General features: G+C 67.2%; 21 protein-coding genes. 9 read left to right on the top strand and 12 right to left on the bottom strand.

What is annotated here, in order from left to right:
• Positions 1–124: 124 nt before the first annotated feature.
• On the bottom strand, positions 125–949 hold the full coding sequence (locus tag FN976_RS14785) for an RNA-directed DNA polymerase (protein ID WP_145893801.1): 825 nt from the start codon (positions 947–949) through the stop codon (positions 125–127).
• A 527-nt stretch (positions 950–1,476) separates the two neighbouring features.
• On the opposite strand from FN976_RS14785, the gene FN976_RS14775 reads away from it, so the two are divergent.
• Positions 1,477–2,670 (top strand): hypothetical protein, encoded by a 1,194-nt coding sequence (locus FN976_RS14775; RefSeq protein WP_145893800.1) that lies wholly within the window; start codon positions 1,477–1,479, stop codon positions 2,668–2,670.
• A gap of 17 nt (positions 2,671–2,687) precedes the next feature.
• Here the strand turns inward: FN976_RS14775 and FN976_RS14770 are convergent, their stop codons facing one another.
• The 4 genes from FN976_RS14770 to FN976_RS14755 form a co-directional block, all read right to left on the bottom strand.
• Entirely contained in the window at positions 2,688–2,870 is a 183-nt protein-coding gene (locus tag FN976_RS14770; protein ID WP_145893799.1) for a hypothetical protein, read from the bottom strand.
• Between the two features lie 129 nt (positions 2,871–2,999).
• Entirely contained in the window at positions 3,000–3,188 is a 189-nt protein-coding gene (locus FN976_RS14765; RefSeq protein ID WP_145893798.1) for a hypothetical protein, read from the bottom strand.
• Positions 3,185–3,688: a CsbD family protein gene (locus tag FN976_RS29720; RefSeq protein ID WP_349291381.1), complete on the bottom strand. Its 504-nt coding sequence runs from the start codon at positions 3,686–3,688 to the stop codon at positions 3,185–3,187. The genes FN976_RS14765 and FN976_RS29720 overlap by 4 nt, the downstream gene beginning before the upstream one ends.
• A gap of 87 nt (positions 3,689–3,775) precedes the next feature.
• Positions 3,776–4,666 carry a LysR family transcriptional regulator gene (locus tag FN976_RS14755; RefSeq protein ID WP_145893797.1) on the bottom strand — a complete coding sequence of 297 codons (891 nt, stop codon included), beginning with the start codon at positions 4,664–4,666 and terminating at the stop codon, positions 3,776–3,778.
• Between the two features lie 81 nt (positions 4,667–4,747).
• Here FN976_RS14755 and argC point away from each other — a divergent pair, with 81 nt between their 5' ends.
• Complete coding sequence (gene argC / locus FN976_RS14750) at positions 4,748–5,683, top strand: N-acetyl-gamma-glutamyl-phosphate reductase (protein ID WP_145893796.1); 936 nt, start codon at positions 4,748–4,750, stop codon at positions 5,681–5,683.
• Positions 5,684–5,726: 43 nt separating this feature from the next.
• Here the strand turns inward: argC and FN976_RS14745 are convergent, their stop codons facing one another.
• The 4 genes from FN976_RS14745 to FN976_RS14730 all read right to left on the bottom strand — a co-directional run bounded on the left by FN976_RS14745 (position 5,727) and on the right by FN976_RS14730 (position 8,551).
• The gene (locus FN976_RS14745; protein ID WP_145893795.1) at positions 5,727–6,209 is read right to left on the bottom strand and encodes a hypothetical protein; all 483 of its coding nucleotides are present in this window, start codon (positions 6,207–6,209) and stop codon (positions 5,727–5,729) included.
• Positions 6,210–6,279: 70 nt separating this feature from the next.
• A complete protein-coding gene (locus FN976_RS14740) occupies positions 6,280–6,939 on the bottom strand; it encodes a hypothetical protein (protein ID WP_145893794.1) in 660 nt (219 codons plus the stop codon).
• 14 nt (positions 6,940–6,953) lie between these two features.
• Positions 6,954–7,541, bottom strand: a complete 588-nt coding sequence (locus FN976_RS14735) for a hypothetical protein (protein WP_186510908.1) — start codon at positions 7,539–7,541, stop codon at positions 6,954–6,956.
• A gap of 50 nt (positions 7,542–7,591) precedes the next feature.
• Complete coding sequence (locus tag FN976_RS14730) at positions 7,592–8,551, bottom strand: J domain-containing protein (RefSeq protein ID WP_186510907.1); 960 nt, start codon at positions 8,549–8,551, stop codon at positions 7,592–7,594.
• A gap of 184 nt (positions 8,552–8,735) precedes the next feature.
• Here FN976_RS14730 and FN976_RS14725 point away from each other — a divergent pair, with 184 nt between their 5' ends.
• A complete protein-coding gene (locus tag FN976_RS14725) occupies positions 8,736–9,866 on the top strand; it encodes an ABC transporter substrate-binding protein (RefSeq protein WP_186510906.1) in 1,131 nt (376 codons plus the stop codon).
• A 1-nt stretch (position 9,867) separates the two neighbouring features.
• Here FN976_RS14725 and FN976_RS14720 read toward each other — a convergent pair whose 3' ends face one another.
• Positions 9,868–10,773, bottom strand: coding sequence for a LysR family transcriptional regulator (locus tag FN976_RS14720; RefSeq protein ID WP_145893790.1), 906 nt, complete (start codon positions 10,771–10,773; stop codon positions 9,868–9,870).
• 101 nt (positions 10,774–10,874) lie between these two features.
• On the opposite strand from FN976_RS14720, the gene FN976_RS14715 reads away from it, so the two are divergent.
• A complete protein-coding gene (locus tag FN976_RS14715; RefSeq protein WP_145893789.1) occupies positions 10,875–11,792 on the top strand; it encodes a sterol desaturase family protein in 918 nt (305 codons plus the stop codon).
• 63 nt (positions 11,793–11,855) lie between these two features.
• Complete coding sequence (locus tag FN976_RS14710; protein ID WP_145893788.1) at positions 11,856–13,076, top strand: MFS transporter; 1,221 nt, start codon at positions 11,856–11,858, stop codon at positions 13,074–13,076.
• 12 nt (positions 13,077–13,088) lie between these two features.
• Here FN976_RS14710 and FN976_RS14705 read toward each other — a convergent pair whose 3' ends face one another.
• Complete coding sequence (locus FN976_RS14705; protein ID WP_145893787.1) at positions 13,089–13,553, bottom strand: Lrp/AsnC family transcriptional regulator; 465 nt, start codon at positions 13,551–13,553, stop codon at positions 13,089–13,091.
• Positions 13,554–13,635: 82 nt separating this feature from the next.
• Here FN976_RS14705 and mdeB point away from each other — a divergent pair, with 82 nt between their 5' ends.
• Positions 13,636–16,323, top strand: a complete 2,688-nt coding sequence (gene mdeB, locus FN976_RS14700) for an alpha-ketoglutarate dehydrogenase (RefSeq protein WP_145893786.1) — start codon at positions 13,636–13,638, stop codon at positions 16,321–16,323.
• A 43-nt stretch (positions 16,324–16,366) separates the two neighbouring features.
• Here mdeB and FN976_RS14695 read toward each other — a convergent pair whose 3' ends face one another.
• Entirely contained in the window at positions 16,367–17,287 is a 921-nt protein-coding gene (locus FN976_RS14695) for a LysR family transcriptional regulator (RefSeq protein WP_255440434.1), read from the bottom strand.
• Positions 17,288–17,360: 73 nt separating this feature from the next.
• Here FN976_RS14695 and FN976_RS14690 point away from each other — a divergent pair, with 73 nt between their 5' ends.
• From FN976_RS14690 to FN976_RS14680, 3 genes are read left to right on the top strand one after another with little or no spacing between them, the layout of a single operon-like run.
• Entirely contained in the window at positions 17,361–17,972 is a 612-nt protein-coding gene (locus FN976_RS14690) for a glutathione binding-like protein (RefSeq protein ID WP_145893785.1), read from the top strand.
• A complete protein-coding gene (locus FN976_RS14685; RefSeq protein ID WP_145893784.1) occupies positions 17,969–18,670 on the top strand; it encodes a glutathione S-transferase family protein in 702 nt (233 codons plus the stop codon). Before FN976_RS14690 ends, FN976_RS14685 begins: the two co-directional genes overlap by 4 nt.
• 9 nt (positions 18,671–18,679) lie before the next feature.
• The gene (locus FN976_RS14680) at positions 18,680–19,498 is read left to right on the top strand and encodes a creatininase family protein (protein ID WP_145893783.1); all 819 of its coding nucleotides are present in this window, start codon (positions 18,680–18,682) and stop codon (positions 19,496–19,498) included.
• Positions 19,499–19,535 lie beyond the last annotated feature (37 nt).

Raw genomic sequence — 19,535 nt, 5'->3', positions numbered from 1 at the left:
TACTGGTCCTTGGCGTCGAAAACCATGCGCACGGCACGCTCGACGACCTCGGGGGAGAACTTGGGTGACTTCCTCATATGGCTCCATACTCTATCGAAGGAGCCTCCTCAAATCCCGGGGCGGTTCAAAGAGTCTGGCGCGCGACCTCCTTCGTGTCAGCTCCAAAATTTATGTCATCCATCCAGCGCACAAAGTGATTCGCTGTTCTCTTCTTCAGGACTTCATCAGCATCGAAGAGAAACACATGTGCAAGGAATCGGAATGACTCCAAATGAATCACAGGCAGTCCCATTTGGCGGCGAGGCAGGTAGTCAGGCATCCAACCCAAGTCGTCAACAATTGTCATCATCAGATCGATCAAAACCTCCGGGGCCTTTATCTTGTGGACGATTGCAGTACGAAGACTCTTAAGATCTAATGAGTCAAAATAGTTGCTGAGATCGGTGACTACCAAGTACTTTTTCGCTTGGCTAAACTTGTATATGTCTTTCTGAAACTTTGGCCAAAGTTGCCACCAAAGGTCATAGGGAGATTTCTTGATTTCGTGAGGCAGCTTCAGGTGGTGCTTGTCGCGACTGTAGTAGGCATTTCTTGAGGGTTGGGACTGCTCTAAACGGATTCGGACTGCCTCCACAATTGCTTGAAGCACCAGTGCGTCAAAAGGGGACGCAATTGTCATGTGACGCTTGATCCCGTGCTTCTTTTCCAGCCTGTAGATCAAAGGCTTGCTTGCACGGAAACGTCCCGCTAGAACAACGTCACAGATTTGCTTTGTCCGCGCGTCGATGGACCGTGTGAAGTCATAGTAGTCGTGCAAATCAACTAGGTCGAAGCTTCGCATCTGAGTCTTCACGACCGACTTCCAGAGAGTCTTCAATTTTTTCGGAGTGAACGCGCGCCGCAGTTCCTGGATGCGGTGTGCATGAAAATGGGCCGTAATATCACTCATGAAGCGCTCCGATTGGTGGTGATCATCCCAGCTTGCCGCTAGGAAGGCGAGCACTGGGTCTCGGCGCAGCACGTTCGTCCGGACGCCGCACATGTTCGGCTGTGGCAAGGCTACACGGCGAGGTCCAGGTTGTCTGCCGCCAGCCGCTTCATGCTCTCCTGTGACGTCAGCACCTGGACATGCACATCGACGCCCGGGTGGTCGCGCGCCAAGCGCTCCGGAGTCGTCGGCAGCAGGTGCCAGCGAAGCGGTGCTGGGCCGCGCCCGGCGCTTGCTGCCGCAGGCCGAGTTCACGCAGGCCTACGGCATGACGGAGATGGCGCCCACCATCCGGCAGCGCCCGGCCCAAGTTTGTTTTGCACAGAGTGAGGTCGCGCTAGAATCCAAACAAGGCGCCCGCCCTACTTGCACGCGAGTAGAAACAGGCAATCTCCCTTCACTGTCATCGATCAGCCTTCTGACCTCGTCGTCGGGGACTTAAACGCGTGCACTAACCCGATTCGGCGAGGCTGACTGAAGGAAGACTCATGACTGTGAAAGAACTTGCGCATGCTGCGCAGCAAACTCTCCAAACTCATGCCGGCTGCACCGTAAAGCGCAGCCATGTGCATGAACTTCTGGCCGCTGCGTTCGGCTTTTCCTCGTGGGCCGCATTTCTGTCGGCAGCGGTGCTGGCTGACGGTGGCGTGGGCGAGCCGCCATCGGCTGGATTGTCACAACTGAACGGCCGGGCTCTGCATCTCGGCTACGCGTCGGACACCGCATCAAGGCTGGCCAGCGCCATGCAAAAATTTATCGCTGAGCGGCAACTTTCGCTCATCCGGTGGGCGACTTTGGACGAGGTGCTCGCCTCCGCCGTGCGACCACCCGATGACGAGCAGCTGGACGACGAAGACGATTGGGACGACGACGAGAGGGCGCCTGCCAACGGGACGGTCGCTGTGGATCGGGATAGGCTGCTGCAGTCGAGGTTGCTTCTGGACACCTTGGAGGTCGCAGCGCAGGGGAAGGACGCGAAGGCGCATCACCGTCTGGCGGCGCTCTACCAATGCAAGCTCCCGAGCTCGTACCTCTATGAGGAGTCGCTGAAAGGCAGGACTCTCACAACCATGGAGAGGCGCTGGGCGGACGACTATCTGCGGTTGGAACTGCAGTTCCGGCGGTACGAGGCTCACCTCAAGGCGGCGGCTTTAGGCGGCATCCGAGCTGCTGCACTCGAGTATGCGAATGCATTCGACGATTGGGAATTCTTCCGACTCGCCGAGCGCTTGCTTGGTGATGTGGACGCGGAAGCGATGGCGGAAGCGGCCCCGACCTCGGAATCGCGAGCTTCATGGTTGCACACGGCAGCGAAGCAAGGGTCCATATGGGCGCTGGAGGAGCTGGCTCAGAGTGGCGATGCGTGGGCTGAAGAACGCTTGGCGGAATCAGGTGACGAGCAATGGCTGCGGTCTGCAGCGGAGCGGGCCTTGGCCAAGGGGGATTCCTTGAAGGCGTGGATCTGGCAGTACGTCGCGCTTTCGCACGGAGAAGATCTCACCCGCTCAACCATGGCTGCGTATCACGACGGAGGTCAACGCGACGGTGCGTTTTACGACAGCGACTTCGGTGGTGACATGCATGCGGCTGGCGACGAGGGGCTCAAGTTACCGGACTTGGGGCCCGGCGATCACCGGATCGCAAAGCGGATGGCTCGCGAGCTCGTCAACCGCGCGCAGTAGGGAGGGCCGGCTCGAGCCTACAGCCCGCGCACCCGGCAAGCCACCAGCAAGAGCCCGAACCCCAGGATCCAAGACCAGCTCGCAAACGGCTCCGGAATCCGGACGACGCCGAATTGGGCTACCACCGCGACGATGAACAGCACGAGCGAGATGACCCAGACCACCATCGTTGGAGCCTTGCCGGTATTGAAATTGCGCATTGCGGGTCCTTGGTAATTGCCGGGATGTTGACCGGACGAGGCGGCGCCGTCTGTGCGCTGCCGCTCAGTGGGTCCGCAGAAACGGGCATGAAAAAAGGGAGCCGCGGCTCCCTTCTGGCGCAAGGCGCATCAGCCCTGCATCTGCTCGCTGTCTTTCGGCGATTCCGGATCCGGCACCTTGTCCTCGACCACGGGTTCCAGGTGCGGCTTCTTCCCAGGCTGCACCGCGTGGGTCGCGCCGGGGGCGATCTCCTCGTGGCGGTGCTTCTTCTCCTGCTGCACCTTCTTGTCGTGCGCCACGTTGCGCGGGTCGGTCACTTCGTCGCGTCCTTGACGATTTCCTTGGCGTCGCCCAGCGTCTCCTGGGTCTTGCCTTCGACTTGCTTCAGGATGCCCTTGGCCTCCTGCTCGCGGTTGCCGGTGACCTGGCCCGCGGTTTCCTGCACCTTGCCGGCGATATCCTTGGCGATGCCCTGTGCCTGGTCCTTGTTCATTTTTTGACTTTCGTGGGTGTGGGCCGAAGCCGCCGGAGGCGTCCTAGGGCCCGCATCCGGATCGTGTCCCACGGCAGAGCCGCCCGGCGACAGGATCGCGCCCGGGTGATGGTGGGAGTAGTCCCACCTGTGCCGCTCGACGTTCTGGTCCTGGCCAGCCGGGTCGGTGGCGTCACTGCGGGTCGCGCACCGGCGACTGGTCTCCACCCAATCCGACATGAGCCGCGGGTCGTAGTGCCCGTCGACCTTGCTCGCCATCAGGCGTGCCCATGCATCTCGTTCGCGGGCGAAGAGCAGCGCGTAGTCGCACAATTCATGGCCCATGCCGGACCGTAGCAGCTTCGCTCATTCCGTGCGGGCAATCGCCAACTAAATCGTCGCGCCTCCGCCGCCCACGGATGAGGCAGCGACCTAGCGTGGTGGTGCCGCATCCGCCAGCAGCGCCTGCCGGACAAACGCGGTCGGCCCGCCAAGATCGTTCTCCCTGAGCGCCACCCCCAACTTCCGCCACAGCGCGGGCATCAATGGCCGCGTGACGATCCGCGCATCCAGCAGCGGCTCCCGCGCCTCCTGCGGCAACAACGCGGCCCCATACCCCGCAGCCACCAGCGTGCGGATCGCATCGTTGTAGTTCAACTCGATGCGCGGCCGGCAATGCTCGCCGGCGGCGGCGAACCACTCCGCGGTCAGGCGATACAGGCGCGTGGACGCATCGTTCAGGATCAGCGGCCGCTGCGCCAGCCAGGCCGGCGTCAGGCGCTTTGGCGCCTCCCAACTGGCCGGCAGGAACGCGAGCACCGGGTCCCGGCGCAAGGCCGTCACGCGCACACCGCGCATGTCCGGCTGGGGCAAGGCCACGATGGCCAGGTCCAGGCTGCCCGCCGCCAGCCGGTTCATGCTCTCCTGCGACGTCAGCACCTGCACATGCACTTCCACGCCGGGATGGTCGCGCGCCAGCCGCTCCAGGGCTTGCGGCAGCAGGTGGGCGATGACGCCGGTCGATGCGCCCACGCGCACGCGGCCGGTCTGGCCTGCCAGCTGCCGGCGCACGTCTTCGACCGCGTCGTCGGCGTCGGCCAGCAGGCGGCGGGCGCGCGCGATGAAGCGCTCGCCCAGCGCCGTGGGCACGGCGGGGCCGCGGCCGCGGACCAGCAGCTGGCCCGCCAGCCGCGACTCCAGGTCGGCGATGTGCACCGTGACGGTGGGCGGCGCCAGATGCAGGGCGCGGGCCGCGGCGGCGAGCGAGCCCAGATCCGCGATGGCGACGAGCGTCCGCAGGTGGTCCAGGCTGAGTTCACGCATGGCATCAAGTTTAAGGATTCTGAATCTGGCCTTCAGGATATTCAGCTTTGCCTTTGGTCGGGTGTTGCCTAAAGTCCCGCCATGGACCTCCAACTTTTCATCGACGGCGACCAGGGCACCACCGGCCTGGACTTGCGCAACCGGCTGCGCGATCGCGCCTTCCAGCTGCGCACCCTGCCTGCTGAATTGCGCAAGGATCCCGCTGCGCGCCGTGCGGCGCTGAACGACTGCGACATCGCCATCCTCTGCCTGCCCGATGCGGCGGCGCGCGAGGCCGTGGCCTGGATCGAGAATCCGGCGGTGCGCGTCATCGATGCGAGTTCGGCGCACCGGACGAGCCCCGGCTGGATCTATGGCCTGCCGGAGCTCGACGCCGGGCAGCCGCAGCGCATCGCCCAGGCGCAGCGGGTCACCAATCCCGGCTGCTATCCCACGGCGGCCGTTGCCTTGCTGCGGCCCCTGACCGATGCCGGCCTGCTGCCGCCCGACTATCCGCTGGCAATCCACGCGGTCTCGGGCTACTCGGGCAAGGGGCGCGCGGGCGCCGAAGAGATCGAGGCCACCGGCGGCGCCCCTTCACTGCAGGTGTACGGGCTGGACCTGCAGCACAAGCACGTGCCCGAGATCCAGGCCTATGCCGGGCTCACTGCGCCGCCGATCTTCGTGCCCGCCTATGGGAGCTACCGGCAAGGCATCGTGCTGACGATCGCGCTGCACCTGCGGCTGCTGGCGGCCGACGCCAGCCCGGCGCGCATTCACGAGTGCCTGAGCGAACGCTATCGCGCCAGTGAAGATGTGCACGTGCTGCCGCTGGCCGCGGAAGGCGCTGCGCCTGGACTCGACCCGCAGATCCACAACGGCACCAACGCCATGAGCCTGTCGGTGGCCGCGAACGCGCGCACGGGCCAGGTGCTGCTGTGCGCCGTGCTCGACAACCTCGGCAAGGGGGCCGCGGGGGCGGCGGTGCAGAACCTGGAGTTGATGGCGGGCGCGGAGGCGACGGCAAGCCAAACGTGAGGGACTGCCTCTCTGCGGCCCGACTCGCGCGAGCGTCAACGTTTCAGCCAGCGCGTGCCTTGGCCCGAATCTCCGCGATCGTGGCACGCATCTCCCGCTGCATCAGCTCGGGATCGGTCGCGTAGCGCTGCTCCCGTGCGGCGGCGTCTTCCGCCGAGCGGCGCTGAATCTCGTCGAAGATCGGCCTCATGCCTGCGGCCTCCGCGTCGGACATCTTTGCCAGCTGGGCGTCCATGAATTCGCGGGACTGTGCCTGCGCCGTGCGGTGGCCTTCGCGCACGGCCTCGAGCATCTGTTGCGTCGAGAGCTTGGGGCCATCGAACGCTGCCCCAAGGCGCGAAAGCACGTTGAACACCAACAGCGTGGGGATCAGGAAGATGGCGAACAGGGTGATCGCCTTCAGCACCATGGCGAAGCCGGCGGGGACCGTGACCAGGGCCGCGTCCAGGCGTGTGCGCAGCTGCACGTCCGCCACGAAGAGGTAGTAGCACCATGCGACGCTCAGGAGCAGGGCCAGCGCCAGCATGGCGCGGCGTCCTCCCGAACGTTGGACTTGTCCTGGGGCCTGATCGGGCGGTGGCGTCATCGGTGTCACCCTACTTCAAGTCACGGAGCAAGCGCTCCGCCAATTCCCGCACGCCACGCTTCTCCGCGTCCGTGAGGGCGGGGTCTGATGGCTTCAGCTGCGCCACTTTCGCCTCGAACAGCATGGCCTGCGAATGGCCGTAGTAGCCCAGGCCTTCCGCACCGTCGCCCGCCTCCGAGCCGAGCGTGCTGAAGCCGATGCGGCCGAGGCCGGGTTCGTCAGCGACGCGGAGCGTCTTGATCGCATCGAACAGCTTGCGGTACTTGGCCACTTCCGTCTCCGCATCGGGGTTGCGGCGTACAGCGAGCATGGCGATCCTGCCGCGGCTGGCGTCCGTGGCCGTGCATCCGAACACGTTGGCGTCCTGCTTGCTGCCGCCGCCCTTGAACACGGTCTGCGGCCCGCCCTGGATCAAGGGCTGCAGCAACGCTCGATAGCCGTCACAAATGTTGGGGCCCGGCGCGGCGCCTGCCTTGGCTTGTGCCTGCGGCACATTGGCGGCCGACTTGTTCTCCGCCTTGGCCATGTCCTGCCACTTGCCGTAGAGGAGGAAGCCCACGACGGCCACGGCCACCAGGATCTGCCAGCCCGAGATCTGTCCGGTGAAGAGGCCTTCGGGCTTCTTCTTCTCGGCTTGTGGTTCCTTCTTCTCTTCGCTCGCGTCTTCCATCGTGGTTCCCTCCTTTATCTGTCTTCGGCGGCCGGACTGCTCAGGTCTGGCAGTCCCGCCGCGTCCGCTTCCTCGAACGCCGGACCGAACCCGCGCTTCATCTTGACCTCCGCCCACTTCGCCAGCAGCGGGCCCAGCCAGCGCGCTTCTGCCTGGGAGTTCAAGCCATCGATCGCCAGCTCGCGCACCTTCCTCTCGCCGGGCAACGTGTAGACGACGAACGTCGTCCAGTCGCCAGGGTGGCCGGCGGGGTGCGAGTCACCGGGCGGCGAGTACTGCTGCGTGATGGCGGTGACGGTGTCGCGCGCGATCTCCGTGCGCTTGCGCTGGAACAGGGACTCGCGCGCGTGCGTCAGGGTCCTCGCTCCCAGTACATAGGTGGTGCGCGCCATCAGGGCGATGTCCAGCACATAGACGCCGAACACCGCCACGGCCGCGGGCACCAGCAGGAAGATGTAGCCGGCGACGGTCAGCTCGCCCGAACCTTCGAACAGCCAGTAGATGCCGTAGAGCCCGCCGCACACCAGGGCGCTGCCCAGGGCGACCAGCGCCCATTGCTTGGCGCCTCCGCGCACGGCGAAGGTCAGTTGCGTGCCTTTCACTGTGACATCGGTGGTCCAGCAGGGCGGCAAAGGTCCAGCATTCATTGGCGTCATGGTGACGACTGCCGCAGCGCGCGCAGCCACTCCTTGGTTTCTTCCGGATCACGCAGCAGCTTCGTCTGCTGGGCCAGCAACTCCAGGTCGCCGCGCAGCCGCTGCGCCTCGGCCGTGATCATGCGGTCGGCCTTGCGCGCCGGCATCCCCGATCCTGGCGATGCGCCCATCGCGGCGCGGAACCAGGTCTCGAGCTTGCGGGTTTCCTGTTGCAGCTCCGCCAGTTGCTCCTGCAGCACGGTGATGTAGTGCGCCAGGCGCCGCTGGTCGAGGGATGCGAGCCGCTCCATGTCGATCTGCTCGGCCTGCAGCTGCATTTCGAGCAGGGCCAGCAGGTTGTTGGCCGCGTACGCCTGGTTGGCGTGCTGCATCAGCACGGTCTTGCGTTCGCGCTCCTGGAGGTCGGGCTCGCGATCGGGATGCAGGGCGCTGGCGAGTTTGCGGTAGACGTCGCGCAGCGATTGCGAGGCTTCGGTGGTGGCCTGGGTGTGCTGCTTCTGTTTGCTGGCGGCGCGGCGGTGGGCGGCGCGGCGCTCGCGTTCGGCCGCCGCGGCTTCGCCGGCGGCGCGCCAGGGTTCGTCGTCGTCAGAGGTGAGGTTCGGCGGAGGTGCTGGCGCGTTGGCCGCGGGCGGTCCGGCGTCTCCTTCTTCCTCCTCGTCGCCCAACTCCGCCGTCGCTTCGCGGATCAGTTCGCCCAGTTGGCCACGGTCCCCGCGTGAGAGCCCCGGTTGGAGGCTGGCGGTATCCAGGGCCGCAACCCACCGGCGCAAGGCGACGTGGACTTCCTGCCGCAGAGGCGCCAGCTGCCGGTCGCTGCGGTCGATGCGTTCCTGCCAGGCGGCAAGGGTGGCTCGCGCCGCTGCCACGTCTTGCACGAGGGCGTTGAAGCGTTCCTGCTCCGGCGTCAGGCTGCCGGTCAGTGCCTGGGGCGAAATGCGCAGCGGCGTCGGCTTCATGGGCGGCAGTCTAGAGGCATTGCGCGTCCCGCAACGCACGGGTGCATTCTTTGCGATGGACGCCAGCGCGCCGGGATTCCACAGTCGCATCCACGACGGGCATCGGGTTCCCGCGATGCGCCCCGCCGCCGGCTGCGTGGGGGGGCGCGTTTACTTTCTGCGCGCAGCCATGGAGACCACGGAAATGAACCGACGCGACTTTGTGCTGGCAGCGGCTGCCGGCACCCTCGCCACCCCCTTGCTTGCGGCTCGCACCGAGCCTGGCGTCACCGACACCGAGATCCTGCTCGGCCAGTCGGCCGTGCTGACCGGGCCGCTCAGCCCCGGGGCGTTGGCCCTGCAGGGCGGTGCCCGCATCGCCTTCGAGGATGCGAATGCCAAGGGCATCCACGGCCGGCGGATCAAGCTTCTGGCGCTGGACGACGCCTTCGATCCGGCGCGCGCGCAGACGAACTACCGCGCGCTGGTGCAGGAGCACAAGGTGTTCGCCTGTGTCCTGGGCGTCGGTGGCCTCCCGACGCTGGCCGGCCTGCCTGTGCTGCGCGAAGCCAACGTGCCGCTCATCGCGCCGGCTGGCGTGGTGGACTCCGTGCGAGACAAGACGCAAGGCAGCGCCTACTACACGCGGGCCAGCCAGCAGCGCGAGGCCGATGCGCTGGTGTCGCACTTCGCGACGCTCGGCATGCAGAAGGTGGCCGTCGCCCACATCGCCACGCCCGGCGGGCAGGAGGTGCTGGGACAGGTGCAGGAGGCGATCACGCGGCGCGGCCTGCAGTTCGCGGGCTCCGCCGGTGTAGCGCCCGACGGCAGCAACACCGCCGAGGCCGGCAAGGCACTCGCCGCCGCCGGTGCGCAGGCCGTGATCCTGTTCCTGAGCGGCCCCTCCGCGGCCGCCGTGATGAAGGGCGTGTGGGCGTTGGGCGCCGCGCCCTCTTTCTACGGCATGTCGATCCTGGCCGGCGACGTCACGGCCAGGCTGCTCGGCGAGCAGTCGAAGGGCCTGGCGGTCTCGCAGGTGATGCCGTATCCGTGGGACGCGGCGAACGCCGATGCGAACGGCTACCGCAAGGCTTGCGAGAAGGCCGGCGTGCCCGTCGGCTACCACAGCTACGAAGGCTACCTGGCCGGCGGGGTCGTGGCCGAGGCATTGCGCAAGGCGGGGCGCGACCTGACGCGCGAGCGCCTGCATGCGAGCCTGCGCGCGCTCAAGATGCGCCTGGGCGGGGTGGACTACGACTTCACCAACGGCCGCCACACGGGGACGCAGTTCGTCGAGCTGGTGCGCGTGCGCGCTGACGGCAAGTTCGTGCGCTGAGTCAGCCGAGTGCGCGGACGATCTCGCGGATGCAGGCGATCGAGCGCATCGCCATCGGCGACGGCGTGCGATGGCCCAAGGTGACGATGCCCATTTCGGCGTAGACAGGGGGCAGGTCGGTCACGTCGAGACGCACCAGCGTGCCCGCGCGCAGGTCGTCGAGCACCGCGGCGTCTGCCATGGCGACCACCGCGTCGGTATGCAGCGCCAGGGTCCGCAGGATCGACAAATCGTCGCACTCGATGGCGGGTACCACCGGCTCCCCGGCGGGCCGGTCGAGCAGGCGGCGGATGAGGGCTTCGATCGGCGCCGGCATGCGCACCGTGGCGAAGCCGAAAGCCCAGGCCTGGGCGAAGCGGCAGCTCTTCCCGGCCAGCGGATGCCCAGCGTGCACGAACAGGTGCGCCGGCTGCCGGCCCAGCGGGCTCACATCGAGCTTCGGGTCCGGGGGGACGTCGCGCAGGTCGGCCACAAAGAATTCGATGTCCTCGGCCACCAGCCGCTCGTGCAGCAGCTGCCAGTTGTTCAACTCCAGGCGGATGTTCACCGAAGGGTATTCGCGCCGCAACGCCATCAGGGCGGCGGGCATGATCGTCGCGCCGGGGTAGGGCCCGGCGCCGAAAGCCGTGTCTCCGAGCTGGCTGTCGCGATAGAGCTGCGCATCGCGCTGCAGGCTGCGCGCGTCGAACAGCAGCCGGCGTGCGCGGTCGGTCATGAAATCGCCGGCCGGCGTGGTCTTGACGGGGCCGCTCTCGCGGTCGAACAGCCGCATCCCCAGATCCTGCTCGATCGACTGGATGCTGCGGCTGAACGCGGCCTGGCTCAAGTGCACCCGCTCCGCGGCCCGGGCGAAGTGCAGTTCTTCCGCGAGCGCGACGAGATGGGCGAGCCGCTTGAGGTTGAGCATGGTCCGATGCTCTCCGCGCAACAGGCCGTTGTCAACGTTGCATTGGACCCCGCCGGTGCGCCGGCCCAAGAATGCGGGTTGACCAGACAGGAGACAAGCGGATGAATCCGTTGCTGCAGAACACATTGATCCTGGCGCTCATCGCCGGCTTCGCGTGCATGGAATACGTGTCGCGCCGCTATCGCGATACCGTGCAGGCCACGGCCAACGACACCAGGCTTGAAGTGCTGATGTTCCTGAGCCTCATCGCCATCAGCCAGCCCCTGGCGCTGTTCGGCTCGAACGCGCTGTGTGCCTGGCTGATGCCGGCGCAGCGGAACGTGTTCGCGGACCTGCCCTGGTGGGCGATGGTGGCGGCTTTCCTGGTGGCCGACGACATGACGCAGTACTGGTGGCACCGGCTTTCGCACACGCCGCTGTTGTGGCCCCTGCACCGTGCGCACCACTCGGCCAATTACATGAGCATCCGCATCACCTATCGCAACAACTTCTTCTACTACCTGATGATGCCGGGCCTGTGGCTGGGCGGCGTGCTGCTGTACCTGGGCATGGGCCAGGTCTATGTGACCTACCTGGTGGTGAAGATCGCCGTCATCCTGGGTGCCCACAGCGCGTGGCGTTGGGACGAGCCGCTCTACCGCGTCAAGGCCCTTGCGCCCGTGATGTGGGTGGTGGAACGGACCATCTCGACGCCGGCCACGCATTGGGCCCACCATGCGCTGACCAACCGGGACGGCATCGGGCACTACAAGGGCAACTTCGGCAACCTGCTGTTCTTCTGGGACGTGCTGTTCGGCAGCGCCCACATCACGCGGCAGTATCCGCCGGCCGTGGGCCTGCAGGACGACCGTCTGTTCGGCGCTGAGCATTGGGCGCACCAGATGTTCTATCCACTCGCCCGGTCGAAGCGGGAGCACTCGGCCCTGCGGCCCGGCGGGCGGCCTTATGAAGACGGGCAGCAGGAAGTACAGGTCGAGGCGCACGACCTGGGCGGCCGCATGCAGTCAGGGGCGCAATAGCCGGAGGGGAAGCGTGTCCGAAAGCGGCCGGTCGATTCGGGGGGATCGCGCGATGATTCCCCGATGCCTTCGTTCCCCGCTTCCTTCCACCGCCTCGCCAGCGCCAACCTCGCCGCACAGTCCGCCGAACAACTGAGCCTCGCGGCCGTGCCGCTGGTCGCCGTGCTGGTGCTGAACGCGGGGCCGGGCGAGATCGGCTTGCTGGCGGCGGTGCAGACGCTGCCCTTCCTGCTGCTGTCGATTCCGCTGGGGCTGCTGGCCGACCGGCTGCCGCGCCGCTCGTTGATGGTGGCGGCCGAGGCGCTGCGGGCGCTCTCGCTGCTCGTGCTGCTGGCGATGCTGCTCACCGGCGCCCTGTCGATCGCCGGGCTGGCCATCGTCGGCTTCGCCGGCGCGGTGGGGACGGTCGCCTTCAGCGTGGCCGCCCCTGCGTTGGTCCCCGCGCTGGTGCCGCGCGAATCGCTCGGCCGTGCCAACGGCCGCATCGAGCTGGCGCGCAGCACGGCCTATGCGGCGGGCCCGGCGCTCGCCGGTGCGCTGGTCGCCTGGGCGGGTGGCGCCACGGTGTTCGTGCTCGGCGCCATCCTGTCGGCCGCGGCGGTGGTGCTGTTGTTCGGTATCGCGGAGCCCGCGCGGGCCGTCGGCCCCGCGCGCCATCCGCTGCTGGAGATGCGCGATGGCGCCCGCTTCGTCTGGCGCCACGAGCACCTGCGGCCGATGGTGCTGTGCGGCATCGCCTGGAACATTTCGTGGTTCGTCCTGCAGGCGGCGTATGTGCCGTATGCCGTGCGCACGCTGGGGCTGGGCTCCCAGGCCGTGGGGTTCACGCTGGGGTGCTATGGCGCGGGCATGGTGCTGGGCGCGTTGCTGGCGCCGCGCCTGGTGGGACGCATGGCATTCGGGCGTGCGATCCAGTTCGGGCCGGCGGTGTCGGTGCTGGCGGCGGGAGCGATGGCGGGGACGTTGTTCGTGCCCAGCGGGGTGCTGGCCGGCGTGTCGTTCTTCCTCTTCGGGGCGGGGCCGATCATCTGGACGATCACGACGACGACCCTGCGGCAGGCGGTGACGCCGGCGGGGATGCTGGGCCGGGTCGGCGCCGTGTTCTTGACGATCAATGCCGGGGCGCGGCCGGTGGGCGCGGCGCTCGGTGGAGCCGTCGGGGCCGCGTGGGGCGAGGCGGCTTGCCTCTGGCTGGCGTTCGGCGGATTCGTGCTGCAGGCCGCGGTGATCTTCGCGTCGCGGCTGAGTGGGCTGAGGGCGTTGCCGGAGGGGGAGGCGGCTTGAGCGGAACGGCTTCTAAGCTGGCAAAGGCAGAGCAGTCTTGTACCTCACCTGCTTCAACGCGAACGAACTCCGGATCTTCTCGATCCCCGGGATCGGCGTCAGTTGCTCCAGGATGAATTTCTCCAGCGCGCCCATGTCCGCCACGGCCACGCGGATCAGGTAGTCGCTGTCGCCGGTCATCAGGTAGCACTCCATCACTTCGTCGTGCTCCGCGATGCGGCGCTCGAACTCGGCCAGGGCGGCCTTTGACTGCTCTTTGAGGCTGATGTTGATGAAGACGTTGAGCCCGAGGCCCAGCGCCTTGGCGCTGGCGAGCGCGACGTAGCGCTCGATCACGCCGGCCGATTCGAGCGCCTTCACGCGCGCCAGGCAGGGGCTGGGGGAGAGATGGACGCGGCGCGCGAGCTCCACGTTGGTGAGGGCGCCGTCCTGCTGCAGTTCGGCCAGGATACGCAGATCGAGCGTGTCAAGTTGCATTTGGCGGCATTTTATGCTGCTGAACTTGCTCAACACGTTCTTTTCGACACCCTATTTCGCACCGCCGTGCCTACAGTCAGGCATGAGCGACCAAAGCCTGACCCGTTACCTCCAAGCCGAAACCGGCGACATCGACCCCGCCGAAACAGCCGAATGGCGCGAAGCCTTCCAGGCGCTGGTGGCCGCCCATGGGTCGGCGCGGGCTCGCTTCGTTCTGGATCAATTGGCGGTGCTCGCGCGCAGCCCGCAGGTGGGCTGGTCGCCGGAGCTGGTCACGCCTTACGTGAACACGATCGCGGTGGAGCAGCAGCCGCCGTTTCCTGGCGACCTGGCGATCGAAGAGAAGCTGGCTTCGCTGATGCGGTGGAATGCGCTGGCGATGGTGGCGAAGGCGAATGCGGCGTATGGGGAGCTGGGTGGGCACATCGCCTCGTACGCGAGCGCGGCGGATTTGTTCGAGGTGGGATTCAACCACTTCTTCAGGGGGCAGGGAGCCCTGGATTCCCGCCTTCGCGGGAATGACGGCGGAGGCGGCCGCGACGGGTCGCAGGGCGGCGACCTTGTTTTCTATCAGCCGCACAGCGCACCTGGCGTGTATGCCCGCGCTTACCTCGAAGGCCGGCTGACCGAGAACGACCTGGCCCACTACCGCCAGGAAATCACCGCGCCGGCCGACGGCGCGCGCGGCCTCTCCAGCTATCCGCACCCCTGGCTGATGCCGGACTTCTGGCAGTTCCCCACCGGCTCAATGGGCATCGGGCCCATCAGCTCGATCTACCACGCGCGCTTCATGCGTTACCTCACGCATCGGCGTTTGCTCGATTGCGGCGCACGCAAAGTGTGGGGCGTGTTCGGCGACGGCGAGATGGATGAACCCGAGAGCATGAGCGCGCTCACGCTGGCCTCGCGCGAAAAGCTCGACAACCTGGTGTGGGTCGTCAACTGCAACCTCCAGCGGCTGGACGGCCCGGTGCGCGGCAATGGCCGCATCGTCGACGAATTGGAGAAGCTGTTCCGCGGCGCCGGCTGGCACGTGATCAAGCTGCTGTGGGGCAGCGACTGGGACGGCCTGTTCGCGCGCGACACCACGGGTGCGCTGGCCAAGGCCTTCTCGAATACCGTCGACGGCCAGATGCAGACCTTCGCGGCCAAGGACGGCCGGTTCAACCGCGACACCTTCTTCGGCCAGAACGCCGAATTGAAAGCGCTGGCCCAGGGCATGACGGACGAACAGATCGACCGCTTGAAGCGCGGCGGCCACGACCTGGTGAAGATCCACGCGGCGTATACCGCGGCGGCGGCGCACACCGGGCAGCCCACGGTGATCCTCGCGCATACCAAGAAGGGCTACGGCATGGGTGCGGCTGGCCAGGGGAAGATGACGACGCACAGCCAGAAGAAGATGGACGAAGCGGCGCTGCTGGAATTCCGCAATCGGTTCAACCTGCCGCTGTCCGACGAGCAGGCGACCACGCTCGCATTCTTCAAGCCCGCGGAGGACAGCCCGGAGATGCGCTACCTGCACGCGCGGCGCGAGGCCTTGGGTGGTTATGTGCCGCAGCGGCAGACGGCGTGCGACGTGGTGCCGGTGCCGGAAGCGAGCGGCTACGCGCAGTTCGCGCTGCAGGCGGGCGGCAAGGAGATGTCGACCACCATGGCCTTCGTGCGGTTGCTGGGCAATCTCTTGAAGGACCCGGCGCTGGGCCCGCGCGTGGTGCCGATCGTGGCCGACGAGGCGCGCACCTTCGGCATGGCCAACCTGTTCAAGCAGGTGGGCATCTATTCGTCGGTGGGGCAGAAGTACGAGCCGGAAGACATCGGTTCGGTGCTGTCGTACCGCGAGGCGCTGGACGGGCAGATCCTGGAAGAGGGCATCTCGGAAGCTGGCGCCATCGCCAGCTGGACGGCTGCGGCCACCAGCTACAGCGTGCATGGCTTCGCGATGTTGCCTTTCTACATCTACTACTCGATGTTCGGCTTCCAGCGCGTGGGGGATGCGATCTGGGCGGCGGCGGACCAGCGGGCGCGCGGGTTCCTGCTGGGCGCGACGTCGGGCCGCACCACGCTCGGTGGCGAAGGTCTGCAACACCAGGACGGCACATCGCACCTGGTCGCCGCGACCATCCCCAACTGCAAGGCCTACGACCCGGCGTTCGCGGGCGAGATGGCGGTGATCGTCGACCGGGGCATGCGCGAGATGCTGGTGGAGCAGCGCGATGTCTTCTATTACGTGACGCTGATGAACGAGAACTACGCGCAGCCGGATTTGCCGGAGGGGGCGCGGGAAGGGGTGATTCGTGGAGGCTACCGGTTTGGTGTCTACGGATCGGGAGAACCGCGTGTGACGCTCATGGGCTCGGGCGCGATCCTCACAGAGGTGATTAAGGCGGCGGAGGTGCTGGCCACTGAAGGCATCACCAGCGAGGTGATCAGCGTGACGAGCTGGAGCGAACTCGCGCGTGGCGCTCAAAAAATGGATGTCATTCCTGCGAAGGCAGGAATCCAGGGCGCCCTGGATCCCAGCCTCCGCTGGGATGACAACCACTATTTGGGCCACCTTCTCGGCAACTCTTCCACTCCAATCGTTGCCGCCACCGACTACGTCCGCGCCGTGCCGGAATCCATTCGCGCCTTCCTTCCTGAAGGCCGCCGCTACACGACGCTTGGCACCGACGGCTTCGGCCGCAGCGACACACGGGCGGCCCTGCGCGCCTTCTTCCAGGTGGACGCCACCAGCATCGCGAACGCGGCGCGTCAGGCCCTCACCTGAACCGTCATTCCCCCGGAGGCGGGCATCCAGGGCTTCCTTTCCCCTACAACGCAATCCCCTCCACCAGCGCCTGGTACACCGTCGCGATCCGCCGCAGGTGCCGCGACTCCGGGTGCGCCAGGATCCACAGCTCCGACTCGCAGCCTTCCAGCGGGTCCGAGATCGGCTTCAACCGCGTGTCCGCAGCGGCCACGAAGAGCGGCACGATGCCGATGCCGACGCCCGCGGCGATGGCGTCGGCCACGCCGGTGATGCCGTCCGCCAGCAGCCGCGGCTGCAGCTTCGGCAGGTGACGGCGCCGCCATTGCACCGACGGGTGATCGGGCAGAGCCTCGTCGGGGGCGATCCAGTCCTGCTCCGCCAGTGCGGCGGTGCCGCCGCGCGTGCGCGAAGCGGTGCCGCGCTTCGCTGAAGCCGCGACGACGAAGCGCATCGTCCCCAGGTGCCGCCCGACCACGTGCTCCGGCGGCTTGCGCGTCGCGCGCAGCGCCAGGTCGGCGTCGCGCCGGGTCAGGCTGACCAGTTCGTTGCCGGTGCGTACTTCCAGGCGCAGTTGCGGATGCGCTTTCGCCAGCGCCGGCAGCAGCGGCAGCACCAGTCCGCGCATCACCGAGTCGGTGGTGGAGAGCTTGACGCGGCCCGTGACCGCGTCCGCCGGGCTGGAGAGCGCGGAGCGTGCGGCTTCGAGTTCCGCTTCGATGCGCTCGGCATGCTTCGCGACTTCCGCGGCCGGCTCCGACGGCAGGTAGCCCGCGCGGCCGCGCTCGAAGAGGCGCTGGCCCAGCGCCTTCTCGATGCGCTGCAGGCTGCGGAACACGGTCGACGGATCCGCGCCCAGCCGAGCGGCCGCCTCCGCCAGCGTGCGTCCGCGCACCAGGGCCAGCACCACCTCCATGTCACCCAGCGACAGGGCTTGGGCGTGCGACGCGGTGGCGCCCTGGGCTTGCGTTCGTGCAATCGGCATTTGTCTTCCTGCGTATTCCGTTGGCGGCAATGCAATCCTACATTCACGTCTCCCGTTCACCAAAGGAAACCCCATGAAGCTCTATTTCTCCCCCGGCGCCTGCTCCCTCGCCGTCCACATCGCCCTGCGCGAAGCGGGCCTGCCCTTCGACCTGGCCAAGGTCGACCTGGCCACGCACAAGCTGGCGGACGGCTCGGATTTTTTCGCCGTCAACCCGCGCGGTTACGTGCCGGTCCTGGAAACCGCCCCCGGCGAGCGCCGCACCGAAGTGACCGCGTTGCTGCTGAAGGTGGCTTCGCTGGCGCCAGCCAAGGCGCTGCTGCCGCCGGCGGGCTCGCCCCAGCACGACCAGGCCTTGCAGTGGCTGGTGTTCGTCGCGACCGAATTGCACAAGACGTTCAGCCCCTGGCTGTGGCACAAGGAGACGGCCGCCAGCACGCGCGATGCCGCCAAGCAGAAGCTGGCCGCCCGGTTCACCGACATGGATGCCCACCTCGCGCAAGCGCCCTGGCTGGCGGGCGAGGCCTTCAGCGTCGCCGACATCTACGGCTTCACGATCGTCAACTGGTCCAACTTCCTGGGCATCTCGCTGAAGCCGTATCCGGTGCTGTCGGCCTGGATGGACCGGGTTCGGGCCCGGCCGGCCGTGCAGGACGCCTTGGGCGCCGAGGGGCTGCTGTCATGAGCGGTCTGCGCCTGGTCAGCCACGTGCTGTGCCCCTACGTGCAGCGAGCCGCGATCGTGCTGCTGGAAAAGAACGTGCCGTTCACGCGGGTCGACGTCGACCTCGCCGCCAAGCCGGCCTGGTTCCTGTCGATCTCGCCGCTGGGGCGCACGCCGCTGCTTCTGGTCGACGAGACCGAGGCAACGCCCTACGCCCAGCCGTTGTTCGAATCGGCCGTGATCTGCGAGTACCTGGACGAAACCACGCTGCCTCGCCTGCACCCGGCCGCTCCGCTGGTGCGGGCCAGGCATCGGGCGTGGATCGAGTTCGGCTCGACGGTGCTGAATGACATCTGGGGGTTTTATACGGCGCCGGATGCCGCAGCCTATGAGGCAGCGCGCGACCGGCTGGCGGGGCGGTTCGCGATTCTGGAAGCTGCGCTGCACCCGCAAGGCCCCTGGTTCGCCGGCGAGACTTTCTCGATGGTGGATGCGGTGTTCGCGCCGGTGTTCCGCTACTTCGATGCCTTCGAGCGGCTGGGCGTGGATGGCTTCTTCGATGGCACGCCGCGCATCGCCCGCTGGCGCGCGGCGCTGGCCGACCGGCCTTCCGTCCGGCAGGCGGTCGCGCCGGATTTCGCCGAACGGCTGGATGCCTTCCTGCTGTCCCGCGAGTCCGAACTGGCGCGGCGCGCCCGCCAACCGGAGACAAGCCTCTAAGATGGCGCCATGAGCTTGCCCTCGCGCTTCTGGTCCGAGCTGACCACCACTGATTTCGCCGCGCTCGACCCGGCGGCGACGGTGGCGGTGCTTCCGGTCGGCGCGACGGAACAGCACGGCCCGCATCTCGCCCTGTCGGTGGACCAGGCACTGGTCGACGGCATCGTGGCGCAGGCCCTGCCGCAACTCCCGGTAGACCTGCCCGTGCTCGTGCTGCCCACCCAGCAGGTCGGCTACAGCCCCGAGCATTCCCAATTTGCCGGCACGCTCACGCTCTCGGTCAACACCGTGATCGCCACCTGGGTGGAGCTCGGGGAATGCGTGGCCCGCAGCGGCGTGAAGAAGCTCCTGCTGTTCAATTCCCACGGCGGGCAGGTGAGCCTGCTGGACATCGTGGCGCGTGAACTGCGCACGCGCTGCGGCCTGATCGTCTACAGCTGCAGCTGGTGGAACCTGCCGCTGGGCGACGCGGTCCATGGCCTGTTCGGCGCCGAGGAGCACCGCTTCGGCGTGCATGGCGGCGAGATCGAGACATCCATGATGCTGGCGCTGCGGCCGGAGGCGGTCCGCATGGCGGATGCCGCCAATTTCGCTTCCAGTTCGCAGGAGCGTGCGGCCAAGTACCCGATCCTCGGCAACGGCCGCAGCGCCAAGCTGGGTTGGCAGATGCAGGACTACAACCCGCACGGGGCAGCCGGCAATGCGGCAGGCGCCAGCGCGGACAAGGGCCGCGCCCTGCTGGACGCGGCGGGGCAGCAGCTCGCCTTGCTGCTGCAGGAAATCTCCTCACTGCCCCTTTCGACGCTGGTCGCCCGACCAGCACGCTGATCCGTCGTTCCCGCGAAGGCGGGACCAGGGCTTCCCC

It is taken from the genome of Caenimonas sedimenti (assembly GCF_007833165.1).
GTDB lineage: Bacteria > Pseudomonadota > Gammaproteobacteria > Burkholderiales > Burkholderiaceae_C > Ramlibacter > Ramlibacter sedimenti.
This window is presented reverse-complemented; position numbering and strand designations above follow the sequence as displayed.